Annotated in this window: 12 protein-coding genes; 7 read left to right on the top strand and 5 right to left on the bottom strand. The window is 58.0% G+C overall.

Annotation, left to right across the window (positions count from 1 at the left end; genetic code table 11):
* Nucleotides 1-14: 14 nt before the first annotated feature.
* The 5 genes from DPQ25_RS10370 (at nucleotide 15) to DPQ25_RS10350 (ending at nucleotide 5,349) form a co-directional block, all read left to right on the top strand.
* On the top strand, nucleotides 15-584 hold the full coding sequence (locus DPQ25_RS10370; RefSeq protein ID WP_112333112.1) for a YcxB family protein: 570 nt from the start codon (nucleotides 15-17) through the stop codon (nucleotides 582-584).
* Nucleotides 585-3,164, top strand: a complete 2,580-nt coding sequence (gyrA, locus tag DPQ25_RS10365) for a DNA gyrase subunit A (protein ID WP_112333111.1) — start codon at nucleotides 585-587, stop codon at nucleotides 3,162-3,164. It abuts the gene before it with no gap.
* The gene (locus DPQ25_RS10360) at nucleotides 3,139-3,849 is read left to right on the top strand and encodes a lysozyme inhibitor LprI family protein (protein ID WP_112333110.1); all 711 of its coding nucleotides are present in this window, start codon (nucleotides 3,139-3,141) and stop codon (nucleotides 3,847-3,849) included. The genes gyrA and DPQ25_RS10360 overlap by 26 nt, the downstream gene beginning before the upstream one ends.
* Before the next feature lie 123 nt (nucleotides 3,850-3,972).
* On the top strand, nucleotides 3,973-4,518 hold the full coding sequence (locus tag DPQ25_RS10355) for an NUDIX domain-containing protein (protein WP_112333109.1): 546 nt from the start codon (nucleotides 3,973-3,975) through the stop codon (nucleotides 4,516-4,518).
* Between the two features lie 180 nt (nucleotides 4,519-4,698).
* On the top strand, nucleotides 4,699-5,349 hold the full coding sequence (locus DPQ25_RS10350) for an HAD family hydrolase (protein WP_112333171.1): 651 nt from the start codon (nucleotides 4,699-4,701) through the stop codon (nucleotides 5,347-5,349).
* Between the two features lie 187 nt (nucleotides 5,350-5,536).
* On the opposite strand, the gene DPQ25_RS10345 is transcribed toward DPQ25_RS10350, so the two are convergent.
* On the bottom strand, nucleotides 5,537-6,223 hold the full coding sequence (locus tag DPQ25_RS10345; protein WP_112333108.1) for a GTP pyrophosphokinase: 687 nt from the start codon (nucleotides 6,221-6,223) through the stop codon (nucleotides 5,537-5,539).
* A 273-nt stretch (nucleotides 6,224-6,496) separates the two neighbouring features.
* On the opposite strand from DPQ25_RS10345, the gene DPQ25_RS10340 reads away from it, so the two are divergent.
* A complete protein-coding gene (locus DPQ25_RS10340) occupies nucleotides 6,497-7,858 on the top strand; it encodes an MATE family efflux transporter (RefSeq protein WP_112333107.1) in 1,362 nt (453 codons plus the stop codon).
* Nucleotides 7,859-7,967: 109 nt separating this feature from the next.
* Nucleotides 7,968-8,603 (top strand): type A chloramphenicol O-acetyltransferase, encoded by a 636-nt coding sequence (catA, locus tag DPQ25_RS10335; protein WP_112333106.1) that lies wholly within the window; start codon nucleotides 7,968-7,970, stop codon nucleotides 8,601-8,603.
* Between the two features lie 45 nt (nucleotides 8,604-8,648).
* On the opposite strand, the gene DPQ25_RS10330 is transcribed toward catA, so the two are convergent.
* The 4 genes from DPQ25_RS10330 to DPQ25_RS10315 all read right to left on the bottom strand — a co-directional run bounded on the left by DPQ25_RS10330 (nucleotide 8,649) and on the right by DPQ25_RS10315 (nucleotide 14,827).
* Entirely contained in the window at nucleotides 8,649-9,533 is an 885-nt protein-coding gene (locus DPQ25_RS10330; protein ID WP_112333105.1) for a hypothetical protein, read from the bottom strand.
* Between the two features lie 53 nt (nucleotides 9,534-9,586).
* On the bottom strand, nucleotides 9,587-10,552 hold the full coding sequence (locus DPQ25_RS10325; protein ID WP_112333104.1) for a PHP domain-containing protein: 966 nt from the start codon (nucleotides 10,550-10,552) through the stop codon (nucleotides 9,587-9,589).
* 205 nt (nucleotides 10,553-10,757) lie between these two features.
* On the bottom strand, nucleotides 10,758-11,597 hold the full coding sequence (locus tag DPQ25_RS10320) for a helix-turn-helix domain-containing protein (RefSeq protein ID WP_112333170.1): 840 nt from the start codon (nucleotides 11,595-11,597) through the stop codon (nucleotides 10,758-10,760).
* A 191-nt stretch (nucleotides 11,598-11,788) separates the two neighbouring features.
* Entirely contained in the window at nucleotides 11,789-14,827 is a 3,039-nt protein-coding gene (locus DPQ25_RS10315) for a glycosyl hydrolase (RefSeq protein WP_112333103.1), read from the bottom strand.
* Nucleotides 14,828-15,014: the final 187 nt, after the last annotated feature.

The following is a 15,014-nucleotide window of genomic DNA, read 5'->3' as shown; positions in this document are numbered from 1 at the left end:
GGAAGGAGCGCAACATGGAAGAACGTGAACCGGTAATAGAAGAACTGTGCGCAAGCTACCTGCCCACCCGGGAGGATTACTGCGACTATAAGACGGCGGCCTGCCATGCCGCGTGCCGTCCCCGTGAGGCGCTGGCACTGCGCGTCAGCGGTATTGCCTTGGTGCTGCTCGGCATTCTGTTTTGGACGCTGTGGGGCCGCACCGGCTATGTACAGACTATTGCGGACTGCCTGCTGGTGCTGCTCGGCGTGCTGCTCGGCAGCTGGCAGGATGCCCTGATGCCCTATTTTATCCGCCGCTCCGCCGGCGCCTACTATGACGCGAACAAAGAGCGGATGATTGCGAAGAATTTGCTGTTTACGGACCATACCGTTCAGATAAAGACCGGCCGCTATGAGGCGCATCTCGACTATGGCCTGCTTTTTAGGGCTTATGAGGACAAGAAGATGTTTTTGCTCTATACAGGCGAGGAGGAAAGCCATTTTGTGCCTAAGCGCGCGTTGACAGAGGCCCAGGCGGCCCTGCTGCGCGGGTGGCTTTCCACGGCAATGGGAGAAAAATTTCGTCAGGAGGGAATCCGATAAATGGATGACATTACGGGAAACAATCTGGAAAATACAGAGGATCAGGGGCAGAACGAATACAATAAGATCATCAACGTAGACCTGGAAAAGGAGATTAAAAAATCCTTTCTGGACTACTCCATGTCGGTTATTGTGTCGCGCGCCCTGCCGGATGTGCGGGACGGCTTGAAGCCGGTGCACCGGCGCATCCTCTACACCATGTATGAAAACCACCTCGACCCCGACAAGGCCTACCGTAAATGCGCGGACACCGTCGGATCGGTGCTGGGCCGGTACCATCCGCACGGCGACGCGTCGGTCTACGACGCGCTGGTGCGCCTGGCACAGGACTTTTCCATGCGTTATATGCTGGTGGACGGCCACGGCAACTTCGGCTCCGTGGACGGCGACCCGCCGGCTGCCTACCGTTATACTGAGAGCCGCATGAGCCGCCTTTCCCAGGAGATGCTGCTGGATATTGACAAGGACACGGTCGATTTTACCCCGAACTACGACGACCGCCTCAAGGAACCCACCGCCCTGCCCAGCCACTTCCCCAACCTGCTGGTCAACGGCTCCACGGGCATCGCGGTCGGCATGGCGACGAATATTCCGCCGCATAATATGGGTGAGGTCATCGACGGCATGTGTACGCTTATCGACAACCCAGACGCCACCCTTGAGCAGCTGATGGAGCACATCAAAGGGCCGGATTTCCCCACCGGCGCCGTCATCATGGGGCGCAGCGGCATCCGGGCGGCATACGCCACCGGGCGCGGGCGTGTTATTGTGCGGGCCCGGGCCGAGATTGAGGAGGAAAAGAACGGGCGTTATAACATCATTGTCACCGAGCTGCCCTACCAGGTGAACAAGGCGCGCCTGATTGAATCCATTGCCGACTTGGTCAAGGATAAGCGCATCGAGGGCATCAGCAATGTGGAGGACCATTCCGACCGCACAGGCATGCGGATTGTGGTCACCGTAAAGCGCGAGGCCTCCCCGCAGGTGGTGCTCAACCAACTGTTCAGCTACACGCAGATGCAGTCCACCTTCGGCGTGATTATGCTTGCCATTGTCAACGGCGAGCCCAAGACGCTGACACTGAAGGAAGCGCTGCAGCATTACATCGATTTTCAGGAGGACGTCGTCACCCGCCGCACGCAGTATGAGCTGCGCAAGGCCGAGGAGCGGGCCCATATTTTACAGGGGCTGAAAATTGCCGTCGATCACATCGACGAGGTCATCGCCCTGATCCGCGCCTCAAAGGACAGGCCCTCTGCCAAGGCGGCCCTGATGGATCGCTTCGGCCTGGATGATGTTCAGGCGCAGGCTATTGTGCAAATGACGCTGGGCAGCCTGACCGGCCTGGAACGCCAGAAGCTGGAGGAGGAGCTCGCCGCCATTGAGGCGAAGGTCGCGGACCTGAAGGATATTCTTGTAAACCGGGGCCGCCTGATGGGCATCATCAAGGACGAGGCCCTGGAGGTCAAGCGCAGGTTCGGCGACGAACGCCGCACCGAAATCGCCGCAATCAGCGGCGAGGTGGATATAGAGGACCTGATCCCGCGTGAGGAGTGCATTCTGACGCTGACAAACTTCGGCTATGTCAAGCGCCTGCCGGCGGACACCTATTCCATCCAGCACCGCGGCGGACGCGGCGTCTCGGGCATGAGCCGCCGGGATGAGGATGTGGCTACCGAGATGTTCGTCATCGGCTCGCACGATTATGTGATGTTCTTTACCAATCTGGGCCGTGTCTACCGGCTTAAATGTTATGAAATTCCCGAGGGCTCCCGCACCAGTAAGGGCATGAACATTGTCAACCTGCTTCCCCTCTCTGCCGACGAGCGCGTGACCTCCATGATCCGCGTGCCGGAATTTGATGAGGAAAGCTACCTGGTTATGGTCACCCGTAACGGCATCATCAAGCGTACAGAGCTTAAGGCCTATGACACCACCCGTAAGGGCGGCGTGATTGCCATTGATTTGGACGAGGGCGACGAGCTGGCCTGGGTGCTGCTGACGGACGGCAGCGACCAGCTGGTTCTGGCGACGAAAAAGGGCATGGCCATCCGCTTCAGCGAGGGGGATGTCCGCGCGGTCGGCCGTACGGCGCGCGGCGTGAAGGCGCTGACGCTCAAGGAGGGCGACGAGGTGGCCGGCATGAGCGCGGTACGCAGCGGCGGCCTGCTGCTCACCGTCTCTGAAACGGGCTACGGGCGCCTTTCGGAAATTGCGGATTACCGCCTGCAATCGCGCGGCGGCAAGGGTATTATCAACTACCATGTCGGGCGGTACGGCGATGTCGCCGCTATTAAGGTAGTGGACCCGGAGGATGATGTCATCCTGATTTCCTCCGACGGCATCATCATCCGCATTCGTGCCAATTCCATCCGCCTCTGCGCGCGGCCCAGCAAGGGCGTGCGCGTGATGCGCCTGGCGGAGGGCAGCCGTGTCGTTACCCTGGCGCGCACCGCGCATGACGACGAGGAGGCCGAGGATGAAATACCGGAGGATGACGGCGAGGACTTGACCGAGGAAGAGCTCGGTGCGGAAAATGAAGAAGGACAGGTGGATGGCGCCGATGAAAGCGATGAATAAACCGATTAAGCTGATTGCCCTTGCCGCGGCTGCTGCCGTGGCGCTGGGCCTGGCGGCCTGCAGCGGCGGCGCTTCAAGCAGCGTTGCGGGCTCCGATGCCCCGTCTCAGAACGGGCAAAGCGCGGCCTCTTCGGAAGCCGGAAAGAGTGAGAGCGCGTCCTCTCAGGAGCAGAGCCCCGGCGATTCCTCCGGTACAGGCAGCGAGTCCTCCGCGGCCGGCTCACAGGCGCCGAGTATTGATGAGCCTGCCGAGGGCGAGCAGCCCGGGCAGCTGATTGACATTGAAACCGGGAACGCGGCTTTCGACCAAAAGTTCAAGAATAATCCGATTGATCAGCAGTACCTCAAGGAGATGCAAAACGCGATCTCCAATGTGGATATGGTGACAGTGTCGGAAAAGTATACTTCGCTCTGGAAAACCGAGATTGAACAGGCTTATAAAAAGCTGCAAAATCTGGCCGCCGACGACAAGGAGGCTTATGCGGAGGAACAGGCCCAGTGGGAGAAGGACACCCCCGCGGCGCTCGAAAAGATCTATGAGAGCGCCGGCAGTGTCGGCGGTTCCCTGGCAGCGGTCAATGCCGCCAGCCAGACGATGGATTATTACCGCACCCGCGCGGCGCAGATATATGCCGAGCTCTATACCTATGACCCGGAGTTTACCTACGAGTTTTCCGCGGGCTGAGCCGATGCTGCCCGCGGGCGGCCCCGTAAAAAAGATCACACGAACGCTTTTTCCGTTTGTGTGATCTTTATCATAACGCGAGTAAGAGCATAGGGGAAAAATGAATATCTGGAGGTTTGCAGCATGGAATTAAAGGAAGAAACCCTTTCCAGTGAGGTTTTATATAGGGGCCGGGTTGTTACGCTGAAAAAGGACCGTGTACGGCTGGAAAACGGTGTGGAGGCCGCGCGTGAGGTGGTGTGCCACCCCGGCGGCGTCAGCGCCGCCGCGCTGACGCCGGACAACCGCATCTACCTGGTGCGCCAGTTCCGCTACCCCTACAAGCAGGTGGTGCTGGAGACCCCGGCCGGTAAGCTGGAGCCGGGTGAAGACCCGGACGAGGCCATCCGGCGCGAGCTGCGCGAGGAAACGGGCGTAACGGCGGACGGCTTTTTAAAGCTGGGCGACTTCTACCCCACGCCCGGCTACACGGACGAAATCATCCGGCTGTACGCCTGCCGCGCCCAGTCCCAGGGCGCGACGGATTTTGACGACGACGAGTTCCTGGAGGTCGAAACGCTGCCGATCGGCGAGGCCGTGCAAATGGTGATGGATAACCGGATCCCCGACGGTAAGAGCCAGGCGCTGATTTTGCGCACCGCACTGCTGGTGCAGGCCGGTAAGCTGTAAATAAAAAATAAATATCTATTTTGTAATATACTTATAAAATAATACAAAGCGGATTATTAATACGGCCCAGAAAAACGGGAAAGGCGGCGCTGTTTTGGGGTGGGGAACCGGCGGCATTGCGGTGGCTTCAGCCATTGCCGCGCGGCCGGGTACAGGGGCCACCAGGGGGTTGTGGAAGCTATGGAAAGATTAGCGCAAAAAAAGGGCATGATTTTTGACCTGGACGGGACGCTGCTCGACTCGATGTGGATTTGGGATGAGGTGGACAGGCGCTTTTTGGCTAAGCGTGGGATTGCCCTGCCCCCGGATTATATGGAGGCTGTCAACGCGCTGGAATTTTCGCAGGCCGCGGCCTACACCATCAGCCGCTTTGCGCTGGAGGATTCCCCCGCCGCGCTGATTCGTGAGTGGACGGAGCTGTCCCGGCAGGCCTATGCGTGTGAGATCCGGCTCAAGCCGGGTGCAAAAGCATATTTGGCGCGGCTTCGGCAAAACGGTATCCGCCTGGGGGTTGCCACTTCTTCGGCGCGGGAGCTCTTTGTCCCCGCATTGAAAAACAACGGCATCTATGATTGCTTTACCGCGTTTGCCACTACCAAGGAGGCCGGCAAAGGCAAGGATTTTCCAGACGTCTATTGCCTGGCTGCCCGGCGCTTGGGGCTGGGCCCATCTGAGTGCGCGGTGTTCGAGGACACGCTGACGGGCTTGAAGGGAGCCGCCGCGGGCGGATTTTTGACCGTTGGGGTTTACGATGCGTTTTCCACGGCGGAGCAGGCCGCGGTCATGCAGGCGTCAAATTTATACATAAAGGACTTTTTAGAGCTTATATAACAAAAAGTATCTCCTGCGGTATGCCGTTTGCCTGTGCGGGAGGTACGGGGCCGCTAGGGCCTCAAAAAGCTTTTCCCTCTATACCGGGGTTTTCTGGCTATATAATAAGACTCCTAATTGTAATATTTTTTAAAATATTACAATTAGGAGTTTTTCTATTGCTACCGGCGTTTGGAATAGAACGGCCTCATTCCGCCTCGATTTGGCGGCGCAGCTCCAGCATCTTCTCGTCCGTCTCAGCGATGGTCTCCGCGCAGCGGCGCAGCTCCTCGCTGATTACGGCGCTGTTCTTAATCTGTTTTTTATATTTCATCTCGTGCTCCAGGCTGGCCCAAAAATCCATGGCGACGGTGCGAAGCTGAATCTCGACCCGCATCGGCTGCTTGGAGTCCAGAAAAAAGACGGGTACCTCCACCACCATATGATAGCTGCGGTAGCCGTTGGGCTTGGGGTTTTTGATGTAATCCTTAACGCGGATCAGGCGGAGGTCGTCCTGTGCAAGCAGCTTTTCCGCCACCATATAGATGTCGTCAATAAAGGAGCAGACAACGCGGATGCCGGCTATGTCGTTCAGCTCCTTTTCGATGGACTCCAGTGTGATATCCATGCCGCGGGCCTTCATCTTCCCCACAATGCTGGCGGGCCGCTTGATGCGCGTTTGAATGGACTCGATGGGGTTGCGGTATTGACGGGTGTTGAAGTCGTTGCGCAGAATCTCCAGCTTAGTGGTAATCTCCTGAGACGCGGCCCTGTAGCGGGCCAGCATCTCGTTAAACTGAAGAATATGGGTGACAAAATCGTCAGGATGGTCTAAAAGATAGCTTTGCAGCTCCTCACGGTCCTGGTCGAGCTCAAGCTCCTGCGGTGTCTGCATAGGTACGGTCCCCTTTATAAAAAGTGAAGCGCGATCGGCGCATGTCATAAAATTATGATAGCATACCATTGCGAATATTTTATGAATAAGCAGCGAATAAAACCGGCGCCGGGGGCTTGATTTTTGCATCCGTGTCTGGTATAATACCGATGCTCATTCGGAGGGCGAGTCATTCAGTTGGAAATGATTAGCTGGATAAGATGACGGGCTGAAATGCCGGTTTCCTTATCCGGCTTTTTTATTTTCTAATTGTAAAACGGAGGTTGGTTCTAAATGGATCTTTTGCAGGGAAAGATCAAAAATTTGTATTTTAAGTACCTGGCCGCGGCGTTTGGCAGCGCGCTGATCAGCTCCATTTACGGGATTGTCGACATGGCCATGGTCGGGCAGTACCAAGGGCCGAGCGGTACGGCGGCTCTGGCCGTGGTCGCCCCGGTGTGGAACATTATTTACAGCCTGGGGCTGCTCACAGGCATTGGCGGTTCGGTGCTTTTCAGCCTGACCCGCGGGCGCAAGCAGGAAAATGAGGAGGATGAAAACGCCTATTTTACGGTTGCGGCCGCCGGTACTCTCTTTTTTGCTGTGATCTGCTGGCTTGCGGTGATCTTTTTCGACGGCCCGATGCTGGTTTTGTTCGGTGCGGAGGAGACACTGCTGCCCCTTGCGCAGCAATACCTGCTGCCCATCAAATTTGCCGTACCCTTTTTTCTGTTCAACCAGATGCTGGCGGCCTTTTTGCGCAATGACGGCAACCCGGGGCTGGCCACTGCGGCGGTGCTCTCTGGCGGCATTTTTAATGTCTTCGGCGATTACCTGTTCGTCTTTCCCTTGAATATGGGGATTTTTGGCGCTGGCCTGGCGACCGCCACCGGCTGCTTGATTACTTTTGTGGTGATGTGCAGCCATTTTTTCACGGCCCGGAATACGCTCAGGCTTGTTCCGGTGACGCATTTTTTCCGCAAGCTGAGAAAAATCGTTGTGACGGGGTTTTCGACCTTCTTTATTGATGTGGCGATGGGCATTCTGACCATGCTCTTCAACCGCCAGATCATGAAATATGCCGGCGCCGATGCCCTGGCGGTTTATGGGATTATTGTAAATATCAGCACGGTGGTACAATGCTGCGCCTATAGCGTGGGCCAGGCGGCCCAGCCGATTTTTTCCATCAACCTGGGGGCAGGGCTGTGGGCGCGCGTGCGGCAGGCGCTTAAATATGCCCTGCTTGCCGCCGGATTTTTCAGTGCGCTGTGGACCTTTTTGGCGCTGGCCTTTCCAAACGTGTTTGTACATATCTTTATGGCGCCCACGCCTGGGGTTCTGGAGGCGGCCCCCTATATTATCCGCTGCTACGGAATTTCCTTCCTGCTGCTGCCGCTGAATATTTTTTCTACCTACTATTTCCAGTCTATGATGAAGCCCGGGGCCTCCTTTTTTGTCTCAATTTCCCGGGGAATGGCAGTCAGCGGCGCGCTGATTCTGCTGCTGCCGCTTGTGGGCGGCGCGGATGCGCTTTGGCTGGCGATGCCGATCACAGAGCTGCTGGTGGCGCTGGCGGTAATTTTCCTTATGGTGCGTTATACCAAGAACCTGGGCGCGGAGAAGCGTTTACAAGAAAATGCGCCCGGCTGCCGTTAAAAAGCCGCTGTGCGTGCTGCCGCAGGGCATCGGCAGCGTGTTTTTGTAAGGCCTGTGTGTTTTAAGTATGGCGGCTGTCGCCAACGAACGTTCAGAAAGGGTGTTGGACATGATTTTTACGCCGATTGACAGGGAGAATTGGAGCAGAAAAGAATACTTCGACCACTATTTTAAGGAGGTCCCTTGTACCTACAGCATAACGACAAAGCTGGATATAACCGGCATTAAACAACAAGGATTCAGGCTGTACCCGACGCTTCTTTATTTGATTGCCAAAACCGTCAACCGTTTTGATTCGTTTCGCACGGCATTTCGTGCCGACGGCAGTCTCGTTGTTTATGAGGAAATGTCCCCCTGCTACACGATTTTTCATAAAGAGACGGAGACCTTTTCAAATATCTGGACGGAATATACGGCGAGCTATGCGGAATTTTGCCGGCGCTATGCGCGGGACCTGGAGCGCTTCGGATCCGTTGAAAAAATGACAGCAAAGCCCGGGCAGCCGGAAAACAGCTTTACGGTTTCGATGCTGCCGTGGCGTTCGTTTGAGGGATTTAACTTGAATATCGCCGGCAATGAGTACCTCCTCCCCATCTTTACCATTGGCAAATATCAGGAGACAGACGGAGGATATTTCATTCCATTGGCAATACAGGTGCATCATGCCGTATGCGATGGGTTTCATGTATGCCGCTTTATCAATGCGTTACAAGCATCGCTTGACAGCCGGTTCGCGGACTGCTGAACCATCTGCGGTACGGGCGGCCTCTAAGAGGATTGCCGGAAAAAATTATTCCTCAATAGGCGCCCGTTCATCGATCAGGCTGCGGACCTCCGCGGCCTTTTTTTGCAGCAGCGGCGGCACGGGCCCCTCTTGCGTACACTTCAAATAGCCGCGGGCCGCTTCCAATTCCTCCGGCGAGGTGGCGTGCAGCGCCTCATATTCCGCCAGGGTCAGGCTCCAGGCCAGCTTGTTCAGGCGGGAGGAAGTGTTGGAGAGGTTCTTTTTCATCATGCGTTTGTCCTTTTCATCCCGTTTTTCGGGTGCTTTCAGGTTTAGCGCCATAATATCCAGCAGCATGGCAGCCGCCCGGCCGTCCGGGGAATCTGGTTTGTAGCGCCCGCACTTTTCCCGCAGCAGCGCCATGGCCTGCTGCACACCGGCTTCATCTTCTTGCTTGAGCCGGCAGAGCACCAGCAGGTTGTATTTTTTCAGCCAGAGCGGGTGCCGCGGCGACCGGAAGTGGACCCGCTCCAGACATTCCCCGGCTTGGTCCAGCTCGTCAAGATAATAGTGCGCGGCGGCGCACTCCAGGGCCAGGGTGCCGCGGGCCCGGCGAAAGGCCCGGTCGTGAAGCAGCGCCTCCATAGCCGCCAAATATTTGCCCGGGTCGCAGTCGGTAAGCAGCACATCCTGCAGCAGCGCGAACCGGCTGGCTGTGCGCCGCCGGAAGCCGGTATGCAGGCACACCGCGCAGGCAATGACAAGCAGCTCCAGCAGCAGGAAGGCCATGTCACTGATGGCCCGGGCCAGGGAAAGGCCGAACAGGAGCAGCAGCAAAGCCGCCAGCCCAGCCAGCAGGACAATGCAGGCGGCTCTGGCTCTGCGTGTCTGCCGCAGGAAGCGTGCAGCCGTCTGCTCCGGGCTGATGGAATAGTAGATGGACTGTTTCATGGCGACCTTCCTTTTATCAGTTTGATTTCTTGCCTGCGGGGGAAGCCGGGCGGTCAGCGGAGCTCCTCCGCATAGTAGGCGCGGCTGCATGCGTGCAGGCCCTTTTCATCGCGGCAGTCCACACGGATATAGGCCTCCTTGCCGGTCAGCTCAAAGCTGGCCTCCGTGAGAGACTCTCCGGCCCTTGCGATGTGCTTGTAGCAATCCCGCCCGTCGGTTACGACGAAAATTTTTTCAACCGGGGAACATCTCACGTGCAGCTTGCCGTCCTCCAGCCAAAGGCCATGGAGCTCGGGCCCCATGGAGGCGTAATAGTCCCCATGCTTCAGCGCGGCGATGACGGCCGGGTAGGTGAGCGCCGCCGCCTTGACCATGGTGAAGCCGCCGAAGGAGTCGCACAGCGGGTCCCCGAAGGGGAAGAAATTGTGGTTGTCGTCGGTCATCAGGCAGCCAAGGCGCTGCCCGGTACGCAGCATCTCGTCGTACACCTGGGGGTTGTAGCCGTAGAGGCCGTCGATCTCGCAGCCGTGGTTGTAAATTTCCATGGCGAACAGCCCGCGCAGGTTTTTGTAATCATCCAGGGTTTGCAGCGACCAATAGGGGTGGTTGTAGCAGCAAAGAAAGCCAAGCCGGTTCATGCGCTCAATGAAGGCGTTGATATATTCGCAGTCGTAGCGCTGTTCGGCGAGGATGTTCGCCTGTTTTTCCGCGGGTTGGGCCTGCGGGTCGGTATCATAAAAATTGAGGTGGTAGGTGCGGCAGTGGTTATAATCGCCCGGCTCCATGGGCGCGTTGATGTCGATCTCATAGGCTGCCAGCGCCAAAAAGCCTTCGTCGCAGAGCTCGGGATGCCAGGCATAGCGGTTATGGTCCGTATAGGCGACGATGGCGTAGCCCTGTCCGCGGTAGGCCTGCTTCAGCTGCTCCAGTGTCAGCCTGCCGTCTGAAAGTGTGGAGTGGCAGTGCAGATTGGCCTTGTAAAATTGGCCTTGCTCCGGCAATAAAAACTTTTTACTCATATCAACAGCCCCCAATAATTTTACACAAAATCCGCGGCTGGCGCTTATTTGTGCGCGGGCCGCTTTTAATAAGTATAATCTTCCGGGCGGATGGATTCAAGAGAAAATTTTATTCCGCGGGGAGCACGGCGGATTTATACCGCCGCCGTGGGCGTCTGGAGCGGGGGCGCTGTAAAAGGCGGCCTGCACATGGGGTCGGGTCCGTTCACGCCAAATAGGGCTTTGTCCGGTGCTCGCTCAAATAGACGAAGGTGTGCGGGCGGTCAATCAATTCCCGGGCGAAGATCAGCATCGCGGTGAAGGACGGCGTGGGCAGAAAACGGTAAAGCTCCTGGGCGGCGCCGTCCAGCTCCGCCGGCATGCCCATGACGAGGCCGTATAGCTGTAGGCCCCGGAGAATATCCCCGGCCTGCCGCGCATCCAGACCCAGCTCTTTCACCAGCAGCTCCGGGGTAAACAGTTTGCTGTGGTCACGCCTGTTGAGCAGGACCAGGGTATTGAATACATCCGGGTCTGAAAGCAGCTTAAACAGGGCAGGGTAATCGATGCCGGTGAAAAAGGCGGCCTCCTTATCCCCTGCCTCCGGTACAATCAGAAAATAGGGCAGCCTGTCTGAGATGTTCATTCGCGTATAGCCGTAGTCGTCTGCTTTGCTGGAATAAATTTGGCGGTTCCGGCCCATGCTTTCCCGAAAATCCTGAATGCTTCCATCCTCCGGCATGCTGCCGGACATGGCCTGTTCAAGGACCCAGCACAGATTAAAAACGGCATCAAAGGACTGTGCGGGCGCGGTGTCTGCAATTTTTTTGGCAAGCTCCCGCATAATGTCCTGATAACCCGCACCGCTGCGGCCAAAAAGCACATCGATGGGCACGGCGAAAAAGTCCGCGATTGCCGGAAGCAGCTCCGTGTCCGGTACCCCGCCGTTCTCCCATTTGGAGACAGCCTGCGGTGAGACGCATACCGCGCGGGCCAGCTCCTCCTGCGTACAGCCCTTTTCCCGGCGCAGCCCGGCAATGATGCCGCCAATTTTATGGTTACTCATGATGATCCCTCCGATTTTAATTTGAATGCCGAAGGCTTTCCTGGTTTTATGATAGCGAAAAGCCCGGTTGATTTCAACGGAGGCGGATTTGCCGCCGTTCAACCTCGGGTTGAGCGGTGCAGAGGGCTTCTTCCACACATGAAATACCCCCGGCGGGGCCGGGGGTATTTATTACGGCTTCAAAGCAAATATTAGAGCGCTTTTTCCACCCGAATGGCGATGCCGTTTTCCAGGCCAAGACGCACCAGGTTATAGCGGTCCTCCCAGGCGGAGCCGGCCCCCTTAAGGAAAGAGAACGGGCCGACGCTGTAGAGCTCCCCGGCGGTGTGGTGGTGGGGCCCCAGCAGGTTGCGGCAGCTGTTTGTCAGCGTTACCGCCAGGGTGTTTTTTCCGGCGTGCGCCTGTGCGGTGATGTCGGCCTCATAGGGGGCCCAGAGGAAAACGGACGGCGCCGCGCCATTGACAGCCACCTTGGTGACAACGGCATCCGGGCGCGTGAACGAGACGATGATCCGGCAGCCCGGCTTCAGGTCCTCCGGCGTCAGCTCAAAGGCCTTTTCCAGGGTGATGGAACCCGCGAAGAAGGGGTAGCCGTCAACCGCGAGGTTCTCAATAACGGCATCCGCATGGGGCCTTGACACGGTAAAGTCCCCCGCAACGGAAAAGGCGCGGCGTTCCTTTTCAATCACCTTACCCTCGCTTTCCACCCGGAAATTACCCAGCAGGTAGATGCTTTCAAGCTCGGTCTCAACCGTTACCCGGTTGGCCTCCGCCTCATGGATGGTGGGGTCGTTCTTGACCTCATAGACCCGGCCGGGGTTGCGGAACTCCCGGGCCAGGATGATCTCGTTTTCACCCGTGCGCAGCATGCCGGCAACCGGGAGCTTTTCAAAGCTGCGGTCCAGGTAATAGCCGGCGGGCGCGGCGCTCAGCAGCATGCCGTTGACAGTGATGCGCTGCTTCTGCGGCTCCTCAACAACAAGAAAGACATCGCCTTCAGGGATCTCCTTGCAGCGGAAGGTAAATTTCAGCCAGATGGGCTGGTTCTTCGCCTCCTTGATGAGACGATCCTGGATTTCAAGGTGGTTGGCGGGGGCCTCGTAGTGCTCGCCGTCGAAGGAAAGCGCGCAGTAATCGAGTGTGAGCGCATTCGGGCTGGCGGCCTGCACGGCAAAGCTACCGCGCAGGGTCTGGGTGCGCATCAATTGTACCTGCCCCGCGCCGGTTGCCGCCGGGCCGTCAGATGACGGGCCCTCAAACAAAACCAGGGAGCCTGCGGGCTCCAGCCGGACGCGCCCGGTATCGAGCGGCGTTTCGGCCAGCGTGCCGCAGGTACATTCATAGGGGTACAATGCGGCGCCTGAGGCAGTCTCAATCCGGCAGTCCACGGCATGCTCCAGGGAATTGTTGACGAGGTAATAGTAACGGGCGCCCTCATAGACTCTGGACATACAGAAAATATCGCCGGGCTCGGAGCCGTCCACAGGGAAGGCCGTCACCACCCGCGGCGGCAGCTCCTGCTCCAGTACTGCCAGGAAGCGCTCCTCCCCGGGCTTGGCGACGGCAGCCAAACGTTGTGCCAGGTCCGGGCAGCGGACGCCGTCCACCAGCGTGGGCAGATCCCCCGCGGCAATCACCCGCCCGCCCTGTGCCAGAAAAGCCTCCAGCAGACTGAGGGTGGTGGAATCGATGCTCACCATATCGGGCAGCAGCACCGTATGGTAGCGCATCTCCCCCAGCCGCAGCGCGCCGTCCTCTACGGCGCCCAGCTCCTGAAGCAGCGTTTCGTCGCCGTAATGGAAATCGTACTGGTGGGCAAGCAGGCGGTCGGTCAGCGCCTGGAACCTGCGGTCCAGCTCCTGGACGGGCGCGCTGTCGTTGCCGTTATAGAGCACCCAGGCGCTCTTAATGGGATGCAGCAGCAAAATACCGGCCTCGGGGCGGCTCTCAGAGAGCAGCTTGCTCAGGCGGGCAAAATAGTCGTTGTAGACGCGGTAGTCCCCCCACCAGGGCTGCTGGAAAAACAGCGAGGCGGGGTATTCGCGCTTGCGGGAGCCCTTGAGCGAGTACAGGCCCAGGTGCTGCAGCTGTAGATTAATCCCCAATACATTTTGCCATTGGGAGATCCATTTGAGCTCCTCCATAGAAATATTCCAGCCCGCACAGCCATACATCTCGCACAGCACGCGCTTTTTTCCGGTTTGGGCGGCCACCGAGGTAACCTGTAGGATGGTCATGTTGCACAGCCCGATGCGCGACAGCCAGTCGATGCCCGGGATGGTCATGTGCGCATAGAAGGGCATAGTGCCGATGGCGCAGCGGATTTGATCATAGAAATTATCCTCCAGGCAGGTGTGGCCCATAAAGGCCAGCCCGTTCTGTTCGCACCAGTCGCACAGCTTTTTTGCATAGTGATTGGTAAAGCATTCCTGCATTAGGGTAAACAGGTCGTAGCGCAGCTTTTGATAGTCGCCTTTCTCATAAAACACGGCGGGCAGTTTTTCCATCAGGCTGTAGCCGTAGCGCGCCTGGAAGAGCTCCGGCAGGTCGATGGACCACGGCGTGGCGTAGCGCGCGGTCTGAGGCTCGTCGGAAAAAACGCCGAACAGGCCCTTGCCGAAGAGGTCGCCTGCCTTTTTCTTGTAGTCCTCATAGGAGGCCTCGATAAAGGCGTCGGTAACCCGGCTGCTCATGTTGTCGACATAATAGCGGCTTTCCCCGTAGTAGACGCGGATAATGGCCTCCTGGGGATGCGCGGCGAGATAGGCGGTATCCACAGGAATGGGCGCGGCGTCCCCGTCTGCCGCGAAGCGGTAAAGGCCCAGCGTGGATTTATCGCCGGCCACTGCCTGCAGCCCGGCGGCGGGCTTCTCCTCGCAGAGGAGGAATTTGAGCCAGTAGTCCTCCCCCTTTCCGTTGACCTTGCCCGCGCCGAAGCCGGAGGGCCAGCCGTGCTCGTCGTCAACAATGCTGAGCATGCCGTACTTATTGCCCTCCTCCACCATGGCGCGGACGCTGTCCGTCCACTCTTTGCCCATGTAGGGGACCTCCAGGCCGCCGCGGGCGTGCATGACATAGCCGCCCAGCCCGGCCCGGGCCATTTCGCGCACCTGGCGTGCGGTTTCCTCGGGTGAGATGTTCTCCAGCCAACCCCAATAATTTTGGGGGCGGTATTCCATCTCCGGATTTTGCAGGTGTTCAACCGCCTTTTGTGCATGGTTTGTGTTCATGTAATTCCTCCCTACGGCCCGGTGCGGGCCGGTTTCGTTTTATCCCGGGGATGCGGATCTGGGCCGGGCGGCCTCTTCCGCATCCCATTGTGCTGGAAAATCATTTTTCTTCTACTATGCATAACGGCCCCTTGCCTGAACAGCGATGTTTCCAAGCAGGAGCCGGTATGCCGTATCCTACGGATTT

Source organism: Hydrogeniiclostridium mannosilyticum (genome assembly GCF_003268275.1).
Taxonomy (GTDB): Bacteria; Bacillota; Clostridia; order Oscillospirales; family Acutalibacteraceae; genus Hydrogeniiclostridium; species Hydrogeniiclostridium mannosilyticum.
This window is presented reverse-complemented; position numbering and strand designations above follow the sequence as displayed.

Coding starts and splice junctions, on each gene's coding strand:
- DPQ25_RS10370 (WP_112333112.1), top strand. CDS start 15: ATGGAAGAACGTGAACCGGTAATAGAAGAACTGTGCGCAAGCTACCTG.
- gyrA (WP_112333111.1), top strand. CDS start 585: ATGGATGACATTACGGGAAACAATCTGGAAAATACAGAGGATCAGGGG.
- DPQ25_RS10360 (WP_112333110.1), top strand. CDS start 3,139: ATGGCGCCGATGAAAGCGATGAATAAACCGATTAAGCTGATTGCCCTT.
- DPQ25_RS10355 (WP_112333109.1), top strand. CDS start 3,973: ATGGAATTAAAGGAAGAAACCCTTTCCAGTGAGGTTTTATATAGGGGC.
- DPQ25_RS10350 (WP_112333171.1), top strand. CDS start 4,699: ATGGAAAGATTAGCGCAAAAAAAGGGCATGATTTTTGACCTGGACGGG.
- DPQ25_RS10345 (WP_112333108.1), bottom strand. CDS start 6,223: ATGCAGACACCGCAGGAGCTTGAGCTCGACCAGGACCGTGAGGAGCTG.
- DPQ25_RS10340 (WP_112333107.1), top strand. CDS start 6,497: ATGGATCTTTTGCAGGGAAAGATCAAAAATTTGTATTTTAAGTACCTG.
- catA (WP_112333106.1), top strand. CDS start 7,968: ATGATTTTTACGCCGATTGACAGGGAGAATTGGAGCAGAAAAGAATAC.
- DPQ25_RS10330 (WP_112333105.1), bottom strand. CDS start 9,533: ATGAAACAGTCCATCTACTATTCCATCAGCCCGGAGCAGACGGCTGCA.
- DPQ25_RS10325 (WP_112333104.1), bottom strand. CDS start 10,552: ATGAGTAAAAAGTTTTTATTGCCGGAGCAAGGCCAATTTTACAAGGCC.
- DPQ25_RS10320 (WP_112333170.1), bottom strand. CDS start 11,597: ATGAGTAACCATAAAATTGGCGGCATCATTGCCGGGCTGCGCCGGGAA.
- DPQ25_RS10315 (WP_112333103.1), bottom strand. CDS start 14,827: ATGAACACAAACCATGCACAAAAGGCGGTTGAACACCTGCAAAATCCG.